20 protein-coding genes and 2 tRNA genes are annotated in these 20,766 nt (G+C 51.0%); 14 read left to right on the top strand and 8 right to left on the bottom strand.

Annotated features, from left to right (window positions below; translation table 11 throughout):
- Nucleotides 1–90: 90 nt before the first annotated feature.
- The 4 genes from DD606_RS02655 to DD606_RS02640 form a co-directional block, all read right to left on the bottom strand.
- Nucleotides 91–175: transfer RNA gene (locus tag DD606_RS02655), tRNA-Tyr, on the bottom strand.
- 34 nt (nucleotides 176–209) lie between these two features.
- Nucleotides 210–294 (bottom strand) — tRNA-Tyr (locus DD606_RS02650).
- Between the two features lie 157 nt (nucleotides 295–451).
- On the bottom strand, nucleotides 452–1,294 hold the full coding sequence (purU, locus tag DD606_RS02645; RefSeq protein WP_003856715.1) for a formyltetrahydrofolate deformylase: 843 nt from the start codon (nucleotides 1,292–1,294) through the stop codon (nucleotides 452–454).
- 41 nt (nucleotides 1,295–1,335) lie between these two features.
- Nucleotides 1,336–1,800 (bottom strand): YchJ family protein, encoded by a 465-nt coding sequence (locus DD606_RS02640; protein ID WP_026094296.1) that lies wholly within the window; start codon nucleotides 1,798–1,800, stop codon nucleotides 1,336–1,338.
- 113 nt (nucleotides 1,801–1,913) lie between these two features.
- On the opposite strand from DD606_RS02640, the gene rssA reads away from it, so the two are divergent.
- From rssA to galU, 3 genes are all read left to right on the top strand, one after another.
- Nucleotides 1,914–2,816 carry a patatin-like phospholipase RssA gene (rssA, locus tag DD606_RS02635; protein WP_045333132.1) on the top strand — a complete coding sequence of 301 codons (903 nt, stop codon included), beginning with the start codon at nucleotides 1,914–1,916 and terminating at the stop codon, nucleotides 2,814–2,816.
- Nucleotides 2,817–2,905: 89 nt separating this feature from the next.
- Nucleotides 2,906–3,919 carry a two-component system response regulator RssB gene (rssB, locus tag DD606_RS02630; protein ID WP_003856721.1) on the top strand — a complete coding sequence of 338 codons (1,014 nt, stop codon included), beginning with the start codon at nucleotides 2,906–2,908 and terminating at the stop codon, nucleotides 3,917–3,919.
- 199 nt (nucleotides 3,920–4,118) lie between these two features.
- Entirely contained in the window at nucleotides 4,119–5,024 is a 906-nt protein-coding gene (galU, locus tag DD606_RS02625) for a UTP--glucose-1-phosphate uridylyltransferase GalU (RefSeq protein ID WP_003856723.1), read from the top strand.
- Between the two features lie 202 nt (nucleotides 5,025–5,226).
- Here the strand turns inward: galU and hns are convergent, their stop codons facing one another.
- Complete coding sequence (hns, locus tag DD606_RS02620; RefSeq protein ID WP_003856724.1) at nucleotides 5,227–5,640, bottom strand: histone-like nucleoid-structuring protein H-NS; 414 nt, start codon at nucleotides 5,638–5,640, stop codon at nucleotides 5,227–5,229.
- Nucleotides 5,641–6,190: 550 nt separating this feature from the next.
- On the opposite strand from hns, the gene tdk reads away from it, so the two are divergent.
- Entirely contained in the window at nucleotides 6,191–6,805 is a 615-nt protein-coding gene (tdk, locus tag DD606_RS02615; RefSeq protein ID WP_032610234.1) for a thymidine kinase, read from the top strand.
- A gap of 69 nt (nucleotides 6,806–6,874) precedes the next feature.
- Here the strand turns inward: tdk and adhE are convergent, their stop codons facing one another.
- Nucleotides 6,875–9,556: a bifunctional acetaldehyde-CoA/alcohol dehydrogenase gene (gene adhE / locus DD606_RS02610; RefSeq protein WP_003856730.1), complete on the bottom strand. Its 2,682-nt coding sequence runs from the start codon at nucleotides 9,554–9,556 to the stop codon at nucleotides 6,875–6,877.
- Between the two features lie 480 nt (nucleotides 9,557–10,036).
- Between adhE and DD606_RS02605 the strand changes: the two genes are divergently transcribed.
- The 7 genes from DD606_RS02605 (at nucleotide 10,037) to DD606_RS02575 (ending at nucleotide 17,918) form a co-directional block, all read left to right on the top strand.
- The gene (locus DD606_RS02605; RefSeq protein WP_017384236.1) at nucleotides 10,037–10,684 is read left to right on the top strand and encodes a YchE family NAAT transporter; all 648 of its coding nucleotides are present in this window, start codon (nucleotides 10,037–10,039) and stop codon (nucleotides 10,682–10,684) included.
- Between the two features lie 770 nt (nucleotides 10,685–11,454).
- The gene (gene oppA / locus DD606_RS02600; protein WP_003856736.1) at nucleotides 11,455–13,086 is read left to right on the top strand and encodes an oligopeptide ABC transporter substrate-binding protein OppA; all 1,632 of its coding nucleotides are present in this window, start codon (nucleotides 11,455–11,457) and stop codon (nucleotides 13,084–13,086) included.
- An 82-nt stretch (nucleotides 13,087–13,168) separates the two neighbouring features.
- On the top strand, nucleotides 13,169–14,089 hold the full coding sequence (oppB, locus tag DD606_RS02595) for an oligopeptide ABC transporter permease OppB (protein WP_003856738.1): 921 nt from the start codon (nucleotides 13,169–13,171) through the stop codon (nucleotides 14,087–14,089).
- Between the two features lie 12 nt (nucleotides 14,090–14,101).
- Nucleotides 14,102–15,010 (top strand): oligopeptide ABC transporter permease OppC, encoded by a 909-nt coding sequence (oppC, locus tag DD606_RS02590; protein WP_003856740.1) that lies wholly within the window; start codon nucleotides 14,102–14,104, stop codon nucleotides 15,008–15,010.
- Between the two features lie 11 nt (nucleotides 15,011–15,021).
- Nucleotides 15,022–16,035, top strand: a complete 1,014-nt coding sequence (locus DD606_RS02585; RefSeq protein ID WP_003856742.1) for an ABC transporter ATP-binding protein — start codon at nucleotides 15,022–15,024, stop codon at nucleotides 16,033–16,035.
- Entirely contained in the window at nucleotides 16,032–17,036 is a 1,005-nt protein-coding gene (gene oppF, locus DD606_RS02580) for a murein tripeptide/oligopeptide ABC transporter ATP-binding protein OppF (RefSeq protein WP_003856743.1), read from the top strand. The genes DD606_RS02585 and oppF overlap by 4 nt, the downstream gene beginning before the upstream one ends.
- A 45-nt stretch (nucleotides 17,037–17,081) precedes the next feature.
- Nucleotides 17,082–17,918 (top strand): ion transporter, encoded by an 837-nt coding sequence (locus tag DD606_RS02575; RefSeq protein WP_003856745.1) that lies wholly within the window; start codon nucleotides 17,082–17,084, stop codon nucleotides 17,916–17,918.
- A 31-nt stretch (nucleotides 17,919–17,949) separates the two neighbouring features.
- Here the strand turns inward: DD606_RS02575 and DD606_RS02570 are convergent, their stop codons facing one another.
- The gene (locus tag DD606_RS02570; protein WP_006810881.1) at nucleotides 17,950–18,279 is read right to left on the bottom strand and encodes an HI1450 family dsDNA-mimic protein; all 330 of its coding nucleotides are present in this window, start codon (nucleotides 18,277–18,279) and stop codon (nucleotides 17,950–17,952) included.
- A gap of 33 nt (nucleotides 18,280–18,312) precedes the next feature.
- The gene (gene cls, locus DD606_RS02565; protein WP_003856750.1) at nucleotides 18,313–19,773 is read right to left on the bottom strand and encodes a cardiolipin synthase; all 1,461 of its coding nucleotides are present in this window, start codon (nucleotides 19,771–19,773) and stop codon (nucleotides 18,313–18,315) included.
- Nucleotides 19,774–19,916: 143 nt separating this feature from the next.
- On the opposite strand from cls, the gene DD606_RS02560 reads away from it, so the two are divergent.
- The 3 genes from DD606_RS02560 (at nucleotide 19,917) to DD606_RS02555 (ending at nucleotide 20,759) form a co-directional block, all read left to right on the top strand.
- Nucleotides 19,917–20,090: a YciY family protein gene (locus DD606_RS02560; protein ID WP_017384232.1), complete on the top strand. Its 174-nt coding sequence runs from the start codon at nucleotides 19,917–19,919 to the stop codon at nucleotides 20,088–20,090.
- 118 nt (nucleotides 20,091–20,208) lie between these two features.
- Nucleotides 20,209–20,337 (top strand): KPN_01571 family protein, encoded by a 129-nt coding sequence (locus DD606_RS26675; RefSeq protein ID WP_210911827.1) that lies wholly within the window; start codon nucleotides 20,209–20,211, stop codon nucleotides 20,335–20,337.
- A gap of 11 nt (nucleotides 20,338–20,348) precedes the next feature.
- Nucleotides 20,349–20,759 (top strand): Exc2 family lipoprotein, encoded by a 411-nt coding sequence (locus DD606_RS02555; RefSeq protein ID WP_003856751.1) that lies wholly within the window; start codon nucleotides 20,349–20,351, stop codon nucleotides 20,757–20,759.
- The last annotated feature ends 7 nt before the right edge of the window (nucleotides 20,760–20,766 follow it).

The following is a 20,766-nucleotide window of genomic DNA, read 5'->3' as shown; positions in this document are numbered from 1 at the left end:
CGAACCTTAGTCGAAGCTTCTTATCCGTCCCCGCATGGGAGAACCATGGGGCATTGTGCTTTTGGATAGTGCTAAAGAATCTGGAAGTGATGGTGGTGGGGGAAGGATTCGAACCTTCGAAGTCGATGACGGCAGATTTACAGTCTGCTCCCTTTGGCCGCTCGGGAACCCCACCAGGGGTAATTCATATTTTGAGGTAAAGCTGGAGATGGTGGTGGGGGAAGGATTCGAACCTTCGAAGTCGATGACGGCAGATTTACAGTCTGCTCCCTTTGGCCGCTCGGGAACCCCACCACGGGGTAATGCTTTTAACTGGCCTGCTTCCTGTTGGAAGCGGGGCGCATCATATCAAATGAGACGCCCCTGTAAAGCATTCCTTTAGGAAAATGAAGCTGTTTGCCTGCTTTTTATCCGCAAAGGCGTAAAGCTAATCAATTCATTTTCCGAGGGATTAAAGAATAATCGTTCTGTTGCCGTACACAAAGACGCGCTGGGCAAGTACCTGATACAGCGCACGGCTTAGTACGTTCTTCTCAACGTCACGGCCAGCACGCATCATATCTTCTGCCGTGTAGGTGTGATCCACGTGAATCACGTCCTGCATGATGATTGGGCCTTCATCCAGATTATCATTCACGTAGTGCGCGGTTGCGCCAATGATCTTCACCCCACGCTCGTATGCCTGGTGATACGGACGCGCGCCAATAAAGGCTGGCAGGAAGGAGTGGTGGATGTTGATAATCTTGTTCGGGAAGCGCGCCACGAAGGATGGCGTCAGCACGCGCATATATTTCGCCAGCACCACGTAGTCCGGGTTATGCGCTTCAATCGCAGCAGCCATCAGGTTGTCGTGCTCTTCACGGGTATGGCCTTCGTGACTGACCAGCTCAAACGGAATGTCGAAACGTTCTACCAGTGTACGCAGCGTCTCGTGGTTGCCAATGACGGCGGCAATTTCGACGTCCAGGCCACCGTAGTTGGCTTTCATCAGCAGATCGCCCAGGCAGTGCGCCTCTTTGGTGACCAGAATGACAATACGGCGACGGCCCGCCGGGTTCAGCTCGCGCACCGAGCCTTCCGGCAGGGCGCTGTCCAGATCGGCAAGCAAGGTTGTGTCGTTGAAAATGCCTTCCAGTTCGGTACGCATAAAGAAGCGACCGGTACGGTGGTCAACGAACTCGTTGTTCTGCACGATATTCAGTTCATGCTTGTAGCAAATGTTGGTAATTCGTGCGATCAGCCCTTTTTGATCGGGACAGATAGTGCGCAGAACTTTACGTTGTAATGATTGCATCGCCGGGAAATCCTGTTTATGTATTTGCGAAGTCTGAGTTGTCAGGCATTACTGCCGCAACACTTTTTAAATTTTTTTCCTGAACCACAGGGGCAGGGATCGTTACGACCGAATTGCGGACGTGTGCCGTCAATATAATACCATTGCCCGCTGTCCTTTAAGAACCGTGAGCGTTCAATGATGGCGCCGGGTTTGTTTTGTTCGCTAAAGCGGGCGACAAAACTGACATAGCCCTCGTTGGCATCGCGGCCGGGAGCGGCTTCAAAGACGGTGAGGCCCAGCCAGACGGTGTTGGCAAATCCGGCTTCAATCTCTTGGCGAAAATCGGCAGCATGGCAGGACGGATGCCAGGTTTTAATCAGGTAGTCTGCGTTTTTGATCACAAAAGCAGTATACCGCGAGCGCATAAGGTGTGACGGCTCTGGTGCAACCTGCTCGCCAGAAAGATATCGCTGGCAACATAGGCTATACTCCAGAGCGCTACCACAGGGGCAGAGTTGAGACACGATTCTCTTCCTGGAACAAAAAATAAGGCGTTAAACGCTTAAGGTAGCAATATGTTAACTGAGCAGGTGCGTTGACGCTATGTCGGGAATCCAGGGGAAGTAAAACAGGGCTAATGAGAAAGGTAAAAATTGGACTGGCGTTGGGCTCAGGTGCAGCCCGGGGTTGGTCACATATTGGCGTTATCAATACCTTAAACCAGATGGGGATTGACGTTGATATTGTCGCAGGATGTTCTATCGGGTCGCTGGTCGGATCCGCGTACGCCTGCGGTAAGCTCCCGGAGCTTGAAAGCTGGGTGCGCTCCTTCAGTTACTGGGATGTGCTGCGCCTGATGGATCTCTCCTGGCAGCGTGGCGGCCTGTTGCGCGGCGAACGCGTTTTCAATCAGTTTCGCAAGATAATGCCCCTCGCTGACTTCAGCCACTGCCAAATGCCTTTCGGGGCCGTTGCAACCAACCTCAGTACGGGCAGGGAGTTATGGCTCACCGAAGGGGATATTCATCTCGCCGTTCGTGCATCCTGTAGTATGCCTGGATTAATGGCGCCTGTGCCTCACAATGGCTACTGGCTCGTTGACGGTGGCGTAGTGAATCCTGTCCCTGTCTCTCTGACGCGCGCCATGGGGGCGGATATCGTCATTGCCGTGGATTTACAGCACGACGCTCACCTTATGCAGCAGGATTTGATGCCGGTTAATCTTCAGAGCGATGACACGGAAGAGGAGAAACTTGCCTGGCATGCTCGATTACGCGGCAGAATAGGGCGCCTGGCTGCCCGTCGCGCGGTGACCGCACCGAACGCCATTGAAATCATGACGACCTCTATTCAAATTCTTGAGAATCGCCTGAAGCGAAACCGTATGGCTGGCGATCCTCCGGATATTCTTATTCAACCCTATTGTCCACAAATCTCTACCCTTGATTTCCACCGGGCTGAGGCCGCCATAGCAGCGGGCTCGTTAGCCGTCGAAAAGAAAATAGATGAACTGTTGCCTTTTGTGCGTACAGCACGTTGAGCACTTTTTTGATTACTTCAGCAAAATCTGACAGGCGATAGTACCAATAGCATGCCACTATTGAGTAACTGTCAGCCAGGGGAGGAACCATGACACAGCCATTGGCCGGAAAACATATTTTGATAGTAGAAGACGAGCCCGTTTTCCGATCGCTACTGGATTCGTGGTTATCCTCACTGGGTGCAACCACGTCCCTTGCCGAAGATGGCGTCGAGGCACTGGAAAAAATGGCCAGCATGGCGCCGGATCTGATGATCTGCGATCTTGAGATGCCGCGCATGGACGGATTAATGCTGGTAGAAAACCTGCGTAATGAAGGTTATCAGACACCGATACTGGTGATCTCGGCCACCGAAAATATGGCGGATATTGCTAAGGCGTTGCGTTTAGGTGTGCAGGATATTCTGCTCAAACCGGTTAAAGATTTGAACCGTCTGCGTGAAACGGTGTTGGCCTGCCTGTATCCCAATATGTTTAATTCCCGGGTGGAAGAAGAAGAACGTCTTTTCCAGGACTGGGATGCTTTAGTCAGTAATCCTCTCGCGGCCGCGAAGCTGCTTCAGGAACTTCAGCCGCCGGTGCAGCAAAATATCTCTCATTGCAGAGTAAATTATCGCCAGCTGGTAGCGGCTGACCAGCCTGGACTGGTGCTGGATATTGCGCCGCTCTCGGATTCCGACCTCGCTTTTTATTGCCTGGATGTTACCCGAGCGGGAGATAACGGCGTTCTGGCGGCCTTATTACTCCGGGCGCTGTTTAATGGATTGCTACAGGAACAATTATCCCATCAGGGGCAACGACTTCCTGAGCTAGGCAGTTTACTAAAACAGGTCAACCAACTTTTTCGCCAGGCCAATTTACCGGGGCAGTTCCCGCTTCTGGTTGGCTATTATCACAGCGGGTTGAATAACCTTATTCTGGTGTCTGCGGGATTAAATGCCACACTGAATACTGGCGAACACCATATTCAGGTGAGTAACGGCGTGCCGTTGGGTACGCTGGGAAATACTTACCTTAATCAAATTAGCCATCGCTGCACCTCCTGGCAGTGCCAAATTTGGGGTGCCGGAGGGCGGTTACGCTTAATGTTGTCCACGGAGTAAGCAGTCAGATTTTATTTTTCAGATTGCTTTACCTGTGTTTTTGCTGGCAGTGCTACTATCGCTGCAAGTTTCATGCGTATTTGTCTTAATTGATCGGCAACGCGTTCTTTTCAGACCCGTATTAGTGGCTGAGACTGTATACTCAACGCGTTATTCAATGCATAAAAGTTCAAAACTTGAACAGTTCAGGAGAATTTCAATGGCTGCCCTTAATTCGAAAGTCAGAAAGGCCGTTATCCCGGTGGCGGGATTGGGTACCAGGATGTTGCCAGCGACGAAGGCAATCCCAAAAGAGATGCTGCCTCTGGTTGATAAGCCATTAATCCAGTATGTCGTGAATGAATGTATTGCAGCAGGTATCACCGAAATTGTGCTGGTGACGCATTCATCTAAAAACTCTATCGAAAACCATTTCGATACCAGTTTCGAACTCGAAGCAATGCTGGAAAAACGCGTTAAGCGCCAGCTGCTGGAGGAAGTGCAGTCTATTTGTCCTCCACACGTTACCATTATGCAGGTTCGTCAGGGCCTGGCGAAGGGCCTGGGGCATGCAGTATTGTGCGCACATCCTGTAGTGGGTGATGAGCCGGTCGCGGTTATTCTGCCTGATGTGATCCTTGATGAGTACGAGTCCGATCTTTCCCAGGAAAACCTGGCGGAAATGATTAAACGCTTCGACGAAACCGGCAGCAGCCAGATTATGGTTGAGCCAGTCGACGACGTGACCGCTTACGGCGTGGTTGACTGCAAAGGCGTTGACCTGCAACCTGGCGAAAGCGTACCGATGGTTGGCGTTGTTGAAAAACCTAAAGCGGACGTCGCGCCGTCTAACCTTGCTGTTGTTGGTCGTTACGTACTGAGCGCTGAAATTTGGGCGCTGCTGGCGAAAACGCCTCCGGGTGCGGGCGATGAAATCCAGCTGACGGATGCTATCGATATGCTGATCGAGAAAGAGACCGTGGAAGCCTACCATATGAAAGGTAAGAGCCATGACTGCGGGAATAAGCTCGGTTATATGCAGGCATTCGTCGAATATGGTATTCGCCATAACAGCCTGGGTGAAGAATTTAAAGCCTGGCTCAAAGGTAGCGTGGGTATTAAGTAATAAACTCACCAGCCTGTGAACAAGACCGGTGTGGCGTCGCCCACCGGTTTTTTTATGCCTGTCACTCTGTAAATGACGGGGGATTGTCAAGGACGTTAAATACGGAGCCTCACAATATGACAGAATGTAAGGAGATGTTCGGGCGGATATTACAGGCATAAAAAATCCCGCATTAAGCGGGATTTTTCAGAATCTTTCCAGATTAATCCTTGATCAGGAAGTCATCCAGTTGTTTACCTTGTTCGTCCATTGCTTTCTTGATTACAGCAGGAGTACGGCCCTGGCCAGTCCAGGTTTTCTCTTCGCCGTTCTCATCGATGTAGCTATATTTAGCAGGACGTGCCGCGCGTTTTGCTTTGGTACCGGTTTTAGCCGCAGCCATGCTGTTCAGCAATTCGTTTGGATCGATACCATCGGCAATCAGCATTTCGCGATACTGTTGCAGTTTACGTGTACGTTCTTCGATTTCAGCCGCAGCTGCGCTTTCTTCTTCACGACGTTCGTTAACTACAACTTCTAATTTTTCGAGCATTTCTTCAAGCGTCTCAAGGGTACATTCTCTTGCCTGCGCACGAAGAGTACGGATGTTGTTCAGAATTTTAAGTGCTTCGCTCATTGTAGTAATCTCAAACTTATAATGGGGGTGGGTTTGTTGTCCTAATAATAGAGCCTTAATTTCACTTGTGCAATAGGTGGGAATGTAAGGAATTCAAAAAATACAAAATAAACGACGCTATTATTAATTACGCTAACTTAAATTTCATTGTTTGTTGGGGCTGCGAGATATCGTTTCAAACGGCAAAAGCGCGTCATTTGCATGTTTGTTTTGTGACTTTTACCTCAGGAATTATAGTTGCGGTTGATAAATATCAGCCTTTTGTATTACCCCGTGTAAACGCAGCGAAGCCAGGAATAGTTAATAAATAGTGAATTTTAATGAACGAAGAAGACACTATAAAAAGAAGTGTTATCTCTGGTTGCGGTCTCACCTTATTGTCAGTGTTTAATGCCTTTACTGCCTGTTTTAACGCATTATTTTGCGCTACTCGCGAAGGATTTACCGGTGCATGGCAGGTTGGAGTGTGCTGCTCGCCGCAGCTGACGGTACAAAATATGGTACAATGATCCATCGGGAATATTTCACATTGATTAGGGTTCTTCGGCCAATGGCACAACTTTATTTCTACTATTCGGCAATGAATGCAGGGAAATCGACGGCGTTACTGCAATCCTCATACAATTATCAGGAGCGGGGGATGCGTACCGTTGTTTATACCGCCGAAATCGACGATCGCTTTGGGGCAGGGAAGGTAAGCTCAAGAATAGGGCTTTCATCGCCTGCAAGGCTGTTTAACCCTCAAACGGACCTGCTGGAGGACATTCGTGTCGAGCATGCCTCTAAGCCTGTCCATTGCGTGCTGGTAGATGAAAGCCAGTTCCTGACCCGTGAGCAGGTCCATGCGCTTTCAGAGGTCGTTGATGAGCTGGATATTCCCGTTCTTTGCTATGGATTACGTACCGATTTTCGTGGGGAGTTATTTGCCGGCAGCCAGTATCTGCTCGCCTGGTCGGATAAGCTGGTTGAGCTGAAAACAATCTGCTTTTGTGGCCGCAAGGCAAGTATGGTTCTTCGCCTGGACCAGTCGGGTAAACCCTATGCTGATGGCGAGCAGGTGGTGATAGGAGGCAATGAACGTTATGTCTCGGTCTGCCGCAAGCATTATAAAGAGGCGCTGGCTGTAGGCTCGCTGACGGCGTTACAGGGCGACAATCGAAAATAACAAGAATGTTTTACCGATCCTCAGATATAAAAAAACCCGCTGCTGGCGGGTTTTTTATCACACTGTCAACTAAGCGTTTTTCTTCGCTTTCTTGTCAGCCTTTACAACTGCGGGGATTTCAACTTTTACGGCTGCGACATCGCTTTCAGTGAAGTTACGACCGTAATAAGTATCCAGCAGGATCTGTTTCAGTTCGGAAATCAGTGGGTAGCGCGGGTTAGCACCAGTACACTGGTCATCGAATGCATCTTCAGACAGCTTATCTACGTGAGCGAGGAAGTCAGCTTCCTGAACGCCTGCTTCGCGGATAGATTTAGGAATACCCAGTTCCGCCTTCAGACTTTCCAGCCATGCCAGCAGTTTTTCGATCTTCGCGGCAGTACGGTCGCCCGGTGCGCTCAGACCCAGGTGATCGGCGATTTCAGCATAACGACGGCGCGCCTGTGGACGGTCGTACTGGCTGAATGCAGTTTGCTTGGTTGGGTTGTCGTTGGCGTTATAGCGGATAACGTTGCTGATCAACAGGGCGTTCGCCAGACCGTGAGGAATGTGGAACTGTGAACCCAGCTTGTGCGCCATAGAGTGACAGACACCCAGGAAGGCGTTAGCAAACGCGATGCCCGCGATTGTTGCCGCACTGTGTACACGTTCACGCGCAACAGGGTTTTTCGAACCTTCGTTGTAAGAAGCTGGCAGGTTTTCTTTCAGAAGTTTCAGCGCCTGCAAAGCCTGACCGTCAGAGAACTCAGAAGCCAGTACGGAAACGTAAGCTTCCAGAGCGTGAGTTACCGCATCCAGACCACCGAACGCACACAGTGATTTCGGCATTTCCATGACCAGGTTGGCGTCAACGATAGCCATATCTGGCGTCAGTGCGTAGTCAGCCAGCGGGTATTTCTGACCGGTTGCGTCATCAGTCACAACGGCAAATGGAGTCACTTCTGAACCAGTACCGGAAGTAGTGGTGACGGCGATCATTTTCGCTTTCACGCCCATTTTCGGGAACTTGTAGATACGTTTACGGATATCCATAAAGCGCAGCGCCAGTTCTTCGAAGTGAGTTTCCGGATGCTCGTACATCACCCACATAATTTTCGCGGCGTCCATTGGGGAACCGCCACCCAGTGCGATGATCACATCAGGTTTGAAGGAGTTCGCCAGTTCAGCACCTTTACGGACAACGCTCAGGGTTGGGTCAGCTTCAACTTCAAAGAAGACTTCAGTTTCGACGCCAGCCGCTTTCAGAACAGAGGTGATCTGGTCTGCATAGCCATTGTTGAACAGGAAACGGTCAGTCACGATGAGCGCACGTTTGTGGCCATCAGTAATCACTTCATCCAGCGCGATTGGCAGAGAGCCGCGGCGGAAGTAGATAGATTTCGGAAGTTTGTGCCACAACATGTTTTCAGCTCGCTTAGCAACGGTTTTCTTGTTGATCAGGTGTTTTGGACCAACGTTTTCAGAGATGGAGTTACCACCCCAGGAACCACAACCCAGAGTCAGGGAAGGTGCGAGTTTGAAGTTGTACAGATCACCGATACCACCCTGAGAAGCAGGGGTGTTGATCAGGATACGTGCCGTCTTCATCTTCTGACCGAAGTAAGCAACACGCTCAGGCTGGTTATCCTGATCGGTGTACAGGCAAGAGGTGTGGCCGATACCGCCCATTGCCACCAGTTTCTCTGCTTTTTCTACCGCGTCATCAAAATCTTTCGCACGGTACATTGCCAGCGTTGGGGAGAGTTTCTCGTGAGCAAACGGCTCACTTTCATCAACGACTTTCACTTCACCAATCAGAATTTTGGTGGTAGCAGGGACGCTAAAGCCAGCGAGTTCAGCAATTTTATACGCTGGCTGACCTACGATAGCTGCGTTCAGCGCGCCATTTTTCAGGATCACGTCCTGAACGGCTTTCAGTTCTTTACCTTGCAACAGGTAGCCGCCGTGGCTGGCGAAACGTTCACGAACGGCGTCGTATACCGAATCAACCACGACAACAGACTGTTCAGATGCGCAGATAACGCCGTTATCGAAGGTTTTAGACATCAGCACAGAAGCAACTGCACGCTTGATATCTGCCGTTTCGTCGATCACAACAGGAGTATTACCTGCGCCTACGCCGATGGCTGGTTTACCGGAGCTGTATGCTGCTTTAACCATACCAGGACCACCGGTCGCCAGAATCAGGTTAATGTCCGGGTGATGCATCAGAGCGTTGGACAGTTCAACAGAAGGTTGGTCGATCCAGCCGATCAGATCTTTTGGCGCACCCGCAGCAATGGCTGCCTGAAGCACGATATCTGCTGCTTTGTTGGTGGCGTCCTTCGCACGTGGATGCGGAGAGAAAATGATTGCGTTACGAGTCTTCAGACTGATGAGAGATTTGAAGATGGCGGTAGAGGTTGGGTTAGTGGTTGGAACGATACCGCAAATGATGCCGATCGGTTCTGCGATGGTGATGGTGCCGAAAGTATCGTCTTCTGACAGCACACCGCAGGTTTTCTCATCTTTATAGGCGTTGTAGATATACTCTGAAGCAAAGTGGTTTTTGATCACTTTATCTTCAACGATACCCATGCCGGATTCGGCAACGGCCATTTTAGCGAGAGGGATTCGAGCATCAGCAGCAGCCAGAGCGGCCGCGCGGAAGATTTTATCAACCTGTTCTTGGGTGAAATTGGCATATTCACGCTGGGCTTTTTTTACGCGCTCGACGAGGGCGTTCAGTTCAGCGATATTGGTAACAGCCATAATGCTCTCCTGATAATGTTTAAACTCTTTTAGTAAACCAGCGCTCGATACGTCTGACAGTATAGTCAGAGCCGATCCCACTTGCGTAACACACAGTAAAACAAAGGATTACTCACTGCTCCAGCTCACTAATTTACTAAAAGAGCCTTACCTTAGCATCATACCTTTTTGATAGGTGATCTCCCTGGCGGCGTAACCAAGATTACTCACTTCTGAGTACGAAAATTATGATCAAGATCAATTTTGTCCTAAGCTGATACCTTTCAGCAGGGTTATTTTGTACTAATTATTCTACTGTTAAATAATTAAGTAACTATTGGAAGCGGCAATATCATTGATTACACAAATGTTTAACATCATGAATTGATAACGTTTAAGAACAGATTTCTGGTGAAGTGTGCGGCTAAAAAGCGTATCTTCAGCGCGGATTTATCATGACACGCAGTTTCTCCCTGGACATGCTCAATTGCGGAGCTTAATGTGATTCAAACGCTCTTTGATTTCCCTACATATTTCAAGTTTTTTATCGGCTTGTTTGCTCTGGTTAACCCGGTAGGGATCATCCCTGTCTTCATCAGTATGACCAGCTATCAGACGGCTGCGGCACGAAATAAAACCAACCTGACGGCAAACCTGTCGGTGGCGATCATCCTACTTACGTCTCTTTATCTCGGGGACGCCATTCTTCAGGTCTTCGGCATCTCGATTGATTCGTTCCGTATAGCAGGCGGGATCCTGGTGGTGACGATTGCCATGTCGATGATCAGCGGCAAGCTGGGGGAGGATAAACAGAACAAACAGGAAAAATCAGAGACAGCTATCCGCGAGAGCATTGGGGTTGTGCCACTGGCACTGCCGCTGATGGCGGGCCCGGGGGCGATCAGTTCCACCATTGTCTGGGGAACGCGCTACCACAGCCTGATGCACCTGATTGGCTTTTCCGTCGCCATTGCGCTGTTCGCGCTGTGCTGCTGGGGCGTATTTCGTATGGCGCCATGGCTGGTTCGCTTGCTGGGACAAACGGGCATCAACGTGATTACCCGTATCATGGGTCTGTTGTTAATGGCGTTGGGCATCGAATTTATCGTTACCGGTATAAAAAGTATTTTCCCCGGGTTAGTACACTGACTTTCATTTGAAAGAGCGGAGCCAGCGGCTCCGTTTTTTTTACGTGATTATCTGCAAATCATATAAATAAAGTTGAAATAGGCGCCAGTCATAATAAGTTCTACTAATAACCCTCTTTTGTTGTTTTTCAAGAGGTTGTTTATTTTCATTTCCCCTTGCCGCGCATAAATCCCTCAAACCCTCTGTTATTTTACTCACATGATACTCTGGGGCTTGCTGACAGATAACCGAAATGATATTAGTAATTTCGATGCTGACTCAGACGAATGTGCTAAATAATAATCAATTGTTAAATTATCGTGAAAAGTCGTTCAACTAAGCCATGTCGTCGCGTTTGGAGCAACAAAATTTCTTATCTGTATGAATTATATCTCTTTTAGTTGATTTCGGCGTAAGCCAGGGTTGGCGCCTTAGTTATGCCAGCCATCGTAAAAGAGAAATGCTTAACAAATTTGCAAAATGTATTGGCGAGAGTTGGCACCATTTGGTACTTTCCGGCCTTATATTTTGCAGCATTAAACAAGTTGATGAGAACTATTTTCATATAGCCCTCACGTAAGATATCCAACGCATCTCTCTGACAGGGGAAAGGTGTAAAGAATCGACGCAAGACCGCCGTACGAGCGGTCAGTAATAATGAAGTCGGTGATAGCAAGAAGTAAAAAAAGAACCTGACAGTAGCAAAAAAAACTCCTGCGCTGTACAGGCCCCAACAGGGGATTACACAACTGGCGAAGGCCAGTCATTATAATGAGTGGAGTATCAACACAATGTCCATCATCACAAAAAAAAGTCTGGTAGCGGCGGGGATTTTAACTGCGCTAATCGCGGGCAACGCTGCAATGGCTGCGGACGTTCCTGCTGGTGTTCAGCTGGCTGAGAAGCAAACGCTGGTACGTAATAACGGTGCGGAAGTGCAGTCTCTTGATCCGCACAAAATTGAAGGTGTTCCAGAGTCTAACGTTAACCGCGATCTGTTTGAAGGTCTGCTGGTGACTGACGTAGACGGCCACCCGGCTCCGGGCGTGGCGGAAAAATGGGACAACAAAGATTTTAAAGTCTGGACCTTCCATCTGCGTAAAGATGCCAAATGGTCCGACGGTACGCCGGTTACCGCCGAAGATTTCGTCTATAGCTGGCAGCGTCTGGCGGATCCAAATACCGCCTCCCCGTATGCGAGTTACCTCCAGTATGGCCATATTGCCAATATCGATGACATCATCACGGGTAAAAAGCCAGTAACCGACCTGGGCGTAAAAGCCATCGATGCCAATACCTTTGAAGTGACGTTGAGCGAACCTGTTCCGTACTTCTATAAGCTGCTGGTTCACCCGTCCGTCTCCCCGGTACCAAAATCCGCGGTAGAAAAATTTGGTGAAAAATGGACGCAGCCTGCGAATATCGTGACCAACGGTGCATATAAGCTGAAGGACTGGGTCGTTAACGAACGTATGGTGCTGGAGCGCAACCCGCAGTATTGGGATAATGCGAAGACTGTTATCAATCAGGTCACCTACCTGCCAATCTCTTCTGAAGTGACGGACGTAAACCGCTACCGCAGTGGTGAAATCGACATGACCTATAACAACATGCCGATTGAACTGTTCCAGAAGCTGAAAAAAGAGATCCCGAAAGAAGTTCACGTCGATCCGTATCTGTGCACCTACTATTACGAAATTAACAACCAGAAAGCACCGTTCACCGACGTACGTGTTCGTACCGCACTGAAGCTGGCTCTGGATCGCGACATTATCGTGAATAAAGTGAAGAATCAGGGCGACCTGCCGGCTTACAGCTACACCCCGCCTTACACCGACGGTATGAAGCTGGTTGAACCTGAATGGTTCAAATGGTCCCAGGAAAAACGTAACGAAGAAGCGAAAAAACTGCTGGCTGAAGCTGGCTATACCGCCGACAAGCCGCTGACCTTTAGCCTGCTGTACAACACCTCCGATCTGCATAAAAAGCTGGCTATTGCCGTCGCGTCTATCTGGAAGAAAAACCTCGGCGTGAACGTGAAGCTGGAAAATCAGGAATGGAAGACCTTCCTCGATACGCGCCACCAGGGAACCTTTGACGTGGCACGTGCAGGATGGTGTGCGGACTATAACGAACCGACCTCATTCCTGAACACCATGCTGAGCGACAGTTCGAACAACACCGCACACTATAAGAGCCCGGCGTTTGATAAGCTGATTGGCGAAACCCTGAAGGTGGCAGATGACGCCCAGCGCGCCGATCTGTACGCCAAATCAGAACAACAGCTCGATAAAGACTCTGCGATCGTTCCGGTTTACTACTACGTTAACGCCCGCCTGGTGAAACCATGGGTAGGGGGTTATACCGGTAAAGACCCGTTGGATAATATTTCCGTTAAGAATCTTTATATTATCAAGCATTAATGGCAATACGTGGGGCGAGCGAGCTTGCCCCACTGTGTCTATTTTGTAACATTCGTCAGGCACACGCCAGAAGGTACGGGCAATGTTGAAATTTATCCTGCGTCGCTGTCTTGAAGCGATTCCAACGTTATTTATTCTAATTACAATTTCCTTCTTCATGATGCGTCTTGCACCGGGCAGTCCTTTTACCGGTGAACGCACGCTTCCGCCAGAAGTTATGGCCAACATCGAAGCGAAATACCATTTAAACGATCCTATCACCACGCAGTACTTCAACTATCTGAAGCAACTTGCACACGGTGATTTTGGTCCGTCATTTAAATATAAAGACTATTCCGTTAACGACCTGGTGGCGTCCAGCTTCCCGGTATCGGCTAAATTAGGAGCTGCTGCATTTATCCTGGCCGTTGTTCTCGGTGTCACTGCGGGCGTTATCGCCGCGCTTAAACAAAATACCCGATGGGATTACGCCGTAATGGGGGTCGCAATGACCGGGGTGGTTATCCCCAGCTTCGTTGTTGCGCCGTTGCTGGTCATGATATTCGCCATAACCCTGAAATGGCTTCCCGGAGGCGGCTGGAACGGCGGGGCGCTGAAGTTCATGATATTGCCGATGGTGGCATTATCTCTGGCCTACATCGCCAGTATCGCCCGTATTACCCGCGGTTCAATGATTGAAGTCCTGCATTCGAACTTCATCCGTACCGCCCGTGCGAAAGGGCTGCCGATGCGCCGGATTATTTTCCGTCATGCCCTCAAGCCTGCACTGTTACCGGTACTCTCCTATATGGGGCCTGCTTTCGTCGGCATTATCACCGGTTCAATGGTGATTGAAACCATTTATGGTCTGCCGGGCATCGGGCAGCTGTTTGTTAACGGGGCGCTTAACCGTGACTATTCGCTGGTGCTGAGCCTGACGATCCTCGTGGGCGCGCTGACCATTCTGTTTAATGCCGTTGTCGATGTGCTGTATGCCGTTATCGACCCGAAAATCCGTTACTAACTGGAGCACGCCATGATGTTGAGTAAGAAAAACAGCGAGGCGCTGGAAAACTTCAGTGAAAAGCTGGAGGTTGAAGGTCGTAGCCTTTGGCAGGACGCCCGCCGTCGTTTTATGCATAACCGTGCCGCCGTTGCCAGCCTGGTCGTGCTGGTGCTTATCGCGCTGTTCGTAACCCTGGCGCCAATGCTCTCTCAGTTCACCTATTTCGATACGGACTGGGGCATGATGTCCAGCGCGCCGGATATGGAATCCGGGCACTATTTCGGTACCGACTCTTCCGGGCGTGATTTGCTGGTGCGAGTGGCGATTGGCGGCCGTATCTCCCTGATGGTTGGCATCGCGGCGGCGCTGGTGGCGGTGATCGTCGGCACGCTTTACGGTTCGCTTTCCGGATACCTCGGCGGGAAAGTGGACTCCGTGATGATGCGTCTGCTAGAAATCCTGAACTCCTTCCCGTTCATGTTCTTCGTCATTCTGCTGGTGACCTTCTTTGGTCAAAATATCCTGCTGATCTTCGTGGCGATCGGGATGGTGTCCTGGCTGGATATGGCGCGTATTGTGCGCGGCCAGACGCTGAGCCTCAAACGTAAGGAGTTTATCGAAGCCGCACAGGTTGGTGGTGTTTCTACCGCCAATATTGTGGTGCGTCATATCGTTCCTAACGTGCTGGGCGTGGTGGTGGTATACGCCTCCCTGTTGGTGCCAAGTATGATCCTGTTTGAATCTTTCCTGAGCTTCCTGGGATTAGGTACGCAAGAGCCGCTGAGTAGCTGGGGCGCTCTGTTAAGTGATGGCGCAAACTCCATGGAAGTGTCACCGTGGTTACTCCTGTATCCGGCGGGCTTCCTGGTCGTCACCCTGTTCTGTTTCAACTTTATCGGCGATGGCCTGCGTGATGCCCTCGACCCGAAAGACCGTTAAGGAGCGCCGTCATGACTATTATTGAAACGGCAACCGCGCCACAGGCGCAACAGCGGACCAGCGCACTGCTGGACGTTAAAGACCTCCGCGTGACGTTTAAAACCCCCGACGGTGATGTTACTGCCGTTAACGATCTCAACTTCGACCTGCGTGCCGGTGAAACGCTGGGCATTGTGGGCGAATCCGGTTCCGGTAAATCCCAGACCGCATTCGCGCTGATGGGCCTGCTGGCGTCAAACGGCGTGATCGGTGGTTCGGCGACGTTTAACGGAAAAGAGATCCTGAATTTGCCGGAACATGAGCTGAATAAGCTGCGCGCGGAGCAGATTTCAATGATTTTCCAGGATCCGATGACGTCCCTGAACCCCTATATGCGTGTGGGCGAACAGCTGATGGAAGTGCTGATGCTCCACAAGGGGCTGGGTAAAGCCGAAGCGTTTGAAGAGTCCGTCAAAATGCTGGATGCGGTGAAAATGCCTGAGGCACGTAAGCGCATGCGCATGTATCCGCACGAATTCTCCGGCGGTATGCGCCAGCGCGTCATGATCGCGATGGCATTGCTTTGTCGGCCAAAACTGCTGATCGCTGATGAACCGACCACCGCTCTGGACGTGACCGTCCAGGCGCAGATCATGACGTTGCTGAACGAGCTGAAGCGCGAGTTCAACACCGCCATCATCATGATCACCCACGATTTAGGCGTCGTTGCCGGGATCTGCGACAAAGTGTTAGTCATGTATGCAGGTCGCACGATGGAATACGGTAATGCCCGCGATGTGTTCTACCAGCCAGCCCATCCGTACTCTATCGGGTTGCTGAATGCCGTACCGCGCCTTGATGCGGAAGGGGAGTCGCTGCTGACTATCCCGGGTAACCCGCCAAACCTGCTGCGTCTGCCAAAAGGCTGTCCGTTCCAGCCGCGTTGTCCGCATGCGATGGAAATCTGTAACAGCGCACCGCCGCTGGAAGCGTTTGTCCCAGGCCGTCTGCGCGCCTGCTTTAAGCCGCTGGAGGAGCTGGTATGAACGCAATCGACGAAAAAAGAAATGTGCTGCTCGAAATCGCTGACCTGAAGGTCCATTTCGATATCAAAGACGGTAAACAGTGGTTCTGGCAGCCTGCCAAAACCCTGAAAGCGGTGGATGGCGTCACGCTACGCCTGTACGAAGGGGAGACCCTGGGCGTGGTGGGTGAATCTGGCTGCGGCAAATCGACATTTGCGCGTGCGATCATCGGCCTGGTGAAGGCCACCGACGGGAAAGTGGCCTGGCTTGGCAAAGATCTGCTGGGGATGAAGCCGGATGAATGGCGCGACGTGCGCAGCGACATCCAGATGATTTTCCAGGATCCGCTGGCGTCCCTGAACCCGCGTATGACCATTGGCGAAATCATTGCCGAGCCGCTGCGCACCTATCATCCGAAGATGCCGCGCCAGGAAGTTCGCGATCGGGTGAAAGCGATGATGCTCAAGGTGGGTCTGTTGCCTAACCTCATTAACCGCTACCCACACGAGTTTTCCGGCGGTCAGTGCCAACGTATCGGTATCGCACGCGCGTTGATCCTTGAACCAAAACTGATTATCTGTGATGAGCCGGTTTCGGCGCTGGACGTCTCCATCCAGGCCCAGGTGGTTAACCTGCTACAGAAACTGCAACGGGAAATGGGGCTGTCGCTGATCTTCATCGCCCACGATCTGGCGGTGGTAAAACACATTTCGGACCGTGTGCTGGTCATGTATCTGGGCCACGCCGTGGAGCTGGGTACGTATGATGAGGTGTACCACAATCCGCTGCACCCTTATACCAAAGCGCTGATGTCTGCGGTTCCCGTTCCGGATCCCGATCTGGAAAAAAATAAAACCATTCAGCTTCTGGAAGGTGAACTGCCTTCGCCAATCAACCCGCCTTCAGGCTGCGTATTCCGTACGCGATGCCCAATAGCCGGGCCGGAATGTGCAAAAACACGGCCGGTTCTGGAGGGCAGTTTCCGACATGCGGTTTCCTGCCTGAAAGTAGACCCGTTATAATCGCAAGGGCTGACATGATGTCAGCCCTTATTTTTCGAGGTTAATGTGTCGCGATTATTCACGTCGGCCCGTCAGCGGCTGTATCACCTTTTATTTGATCCTGAGACGGTTTCCGGTCGCCGTTTCGAAGGCCTTTGTGGTTTATTTGCCCTGATTAGCGTCATTATTATCTTTATCGAATCCGGCGCCGGAACGCAGTACCATATGACGTATGAGGAGTGGCACGTTTTCGTCTGGCTGGAATTGATTGTCACGCTGGTGTTTACCGCGGAATATGTGCTGAGGGTCATTAGCTGGCCAAATCCGGCGAAATACGTTTTCAGCTTCTGGGGGTTTATTGATTTAGCCACCATCCTGCCGCTGTATGTCATGTGGCTGTGGCCTGAGATCAGCCTGAATTATGTGTTTGCCTGGCGTGCAATGCGGGCGATTCGTGTGTTACGAATACTCAAACTGCTGCGCTTTATGCCGTCGCTGCGGGTTTTTTGGGTCGCCATTGTCAGCGCTCGCCACCAGCTGATTCTCTTCTATTCGTTTATTGCTATCGTGATGATCGTTTTTGGCTCCCTGATGTATTTAATCGAAGGGCCAAAATACGGGTTTACCACGCTTAATGCGTCTGTTTACTGGGCTATCGTCACGGTGACCACCGTGGGCTATGGCGATATTACCCCGCATACGCCGCTCGGACGTATTGTGGCATCGGTTCTTATCCTGATCGGCTATTCAGTTATAGCGATACCAACGGGGCTAATTACCACCCATATGAGCAGCGCCTTCCAGAACAGCAAGCAGCAACGCAAATGTCCGAATTGTCAGCAGGGGAATCATGAACCCGGCGCGCGGTTTTGTCACCGCTGTGGAAATGCTTTACCGGATTAAATAAAAAAGGCTGCGCGGGCAGCCTTTTTTATTATTCGCGCCAGAGAATATGGCACAGTTTGTGGTCTTTCTCGCGGCACAGCAGGACGCGGGCAAAGATGTCGTTAATTTCTCCGCCGTCTTCATCTGCCAGGCCAATCACCACCTCGGCGAAGAAGTCCGGATTGAGGTCAAAATCGACGTGTTCGGCCCAGTCTTCAGACGGATCGAACAGCTCAGCACCGCCACGCTCTTCAAATTGCAGGTTGAAAAGAATGACGTCAGCAGGGTCGAGATTATCGACCGCCAGCTCGAGAAAAATATCGTAGGCCTGTTCGAGCGTTTCGTCTTCGGTCAGGCGATTGTTCAGATCCATTTCCATGATGACTACCTGTTAAACATCGTTGGGCACGTTTTACAGCAACGGGCTAAAGAAGTAAAACAGTCGTTCGGCAATTCGCTGCCAGAGCGGACGTTTCGCCCACAGTCTGGCGTCCAGCAGGCGTGAGCGGGAGATATAATCGTCCTGAACCGCCGCCAGATCGCCACCGAACCCGGCGTCATCAATGACCAGCGTAATTTCAAAATTCAGCCACAGACTGCGCATATCGAGGTTAACGGTGCCCACCAGGCTCAGCTCTCCGTCCACCAGCACGCTCTTGGTATGTAACAGCCCGCCTTCGAACTGATAAATTTTAACGCCTGCGGCCAGCAGCTCACTAAAGAACGCGCGGCTTGCCCATCCCACCAGCAGCGAATCGTTCTTGCGCGGCATAATAATGCTCACATCCACTCCGCGCTGTGCCGCTGTACAGATGGCATGCAGAAGGTCGTCGCTGGGAACGAAATAGGGCGTGGTCATGATCAGATATTCCCGCGCGGAGTAGGCGGCGGTCAGCAGTGCCTGATGGATCAGATCTTCCGGGAAGCCAGGACCGGATGCGATAGTGTGGATAGTGTGCCCGCTGGCTTCCTCAAACGGCATGATATTGCCATCCGGGGGCGGGGGAAGAATGCGTTTACCGGTTTCAATTTCCCAGTCGCAGGAGTAGACGATACCCATTGAGGTCGCGATCGGTCCCTCCATCCGCGCCATCAGATCGATCCATTGCCCCACGCCGGAATCCTGCTTGAAGAAGCGGGGGTCAACCATGTTCATGCTGCCGGTGTAGGCGATATAGTTATCGATCAGAACCATTTTCCGGTGCTGGCGGAGATCCATGCGGCGCAGAAAGACGCGGAAAAGATTCACTTTCAGCGCCTCGACCACCTCGATACCGGCGTTGCGCATCATGCCTGCCCACGGGCTACGGAAAAAGGCCACGCTGCCGGCGGAGTCCAGCATCAGGCGGCAGTGGATACCGCGACGTGCAGCGGCCATTAGTGATTCGGCGACCTGGTCCGCCATGCCGCCCGGCTGCCAGATATAAAACACCATCTCGATATTATGCCGTGCGAGCTGGATATCACGGATCAGCGCCTGCATCACATCATCGGAAGAGGTCATCAGTTGCAGTTGATTACCTTTTACCCCAGCAATCCCCTGGCGGCGTTCGCACAGCTTGAACAGAGATGCGGCCACGCTGCTGTTCTCTTCAGCGAAGATATGCTTGCAGGCTTTAAGGTCTGCAAGCCATTTCGCCGTGGAGGGCCACATGGCGCGGGCGCGTTCGGCGCGGCGTTTACCCAGATGAAGTTCACCGAAAGAGAGATAGGCGATGATGCCCACCAGCGGCAGAATATAGATAATCAGAAGCCAGGCCATGGCGGAAGGTACCGCTCTGCGTTTCATCAGAATGCGCAACGTCACCCCGGCAATTAACAGCCAGTATCCTAAAATGACCAGCCAACTCACCACGGTGTAGAAGGTTGTCATAAATAAAAAATCCTTTTGAAAGCGTATTGTTATGAGTTTACGCATCAGGATTCATCTGGCAAATAAAAACACCAGATAAAAGCGCTGGTTTGCCGCCTGCTTAGGCATATAATGGCATCTCTGTTAGAGAAAGAGTTGTAGACATGAAGCGCAGTAGAACTGAAGTTGGGCGCTGGCGCATGTTGCGACAGGTGAGTCGTCGTAAGGCTCGTTGGCTGGAAGCACAATCCCGCCGCAATATGCGTATCCACGCCATCAGAAAATGTGGCCTGAACAGACACCGTAACGCGCTGTTGTTCGCGGTCCAGGACATCTGAAAAGCATGAAGGGCACCGTAAAGGTGCCCATTAAACATCCAGGCTATCAATTTTTGCAGTCTCTTCCCATCTGCTTTCCGCGATATACTAAGTCCCCTTAACGTCATGATATTAAAAGATGAATCCTTATCTCTGGATTTTTATTGTACTTTTGGCGCTGGATGCGCTCAGGGAAGATTTAGGACTTTCGTCATTTTCCTCATTGGCAGATTATGTTTTCGCATGCGGAATACATTGGCTTTATTAAAGGAACAAAGGATGAACGGAAAAGTAATGGCAGCACTCTTTGGGATTGCGATATTAAGCGGTTGTGCCAGCAGCAAAACCTCACCCGAACGGCACGCGTTTTATTTCGTGTCGCATCAGTCCAGCTTTACTGGCGGCAATTACACCTCCAGCGTGCAGAAAAATTATCAGCTGAACGTGGCGCAGTTCCGCGAGCTTTATGCCCGGGGCAAAGCTGACCGCGCGGAAGGGCGGACTCAGGCTGAAGCCAGTGAATACGCACAAAGCATTCGCGATCAGCTAAAAGAAAATGCGACGTCTCAGGAATTGTTCGCAGGCAACACGAAGGATAAATGGTCATCGGACATGGACAGTAAAGACGCCATATTATTTGGCAACGAACTGGCCGCGACTTATCTTGATGGCTATAACGGCGTACAATAGCGCAACT

Origin of the sequence: Enterobacter cloacae complex sp. GF14B, assembly GCF_004136805.1 — a bacterium.
Classification (GTDB): domain Bacteria; phylum Pseudomonadota; class Gammaproteobacteria; order Enterobacterales; family Enterobacteriaceae; genus Enterobacter; species Enterobacter hormaechei_C.
This window is presented reverse-complemented; position numbering and strand designations above follow the sequence as displayed.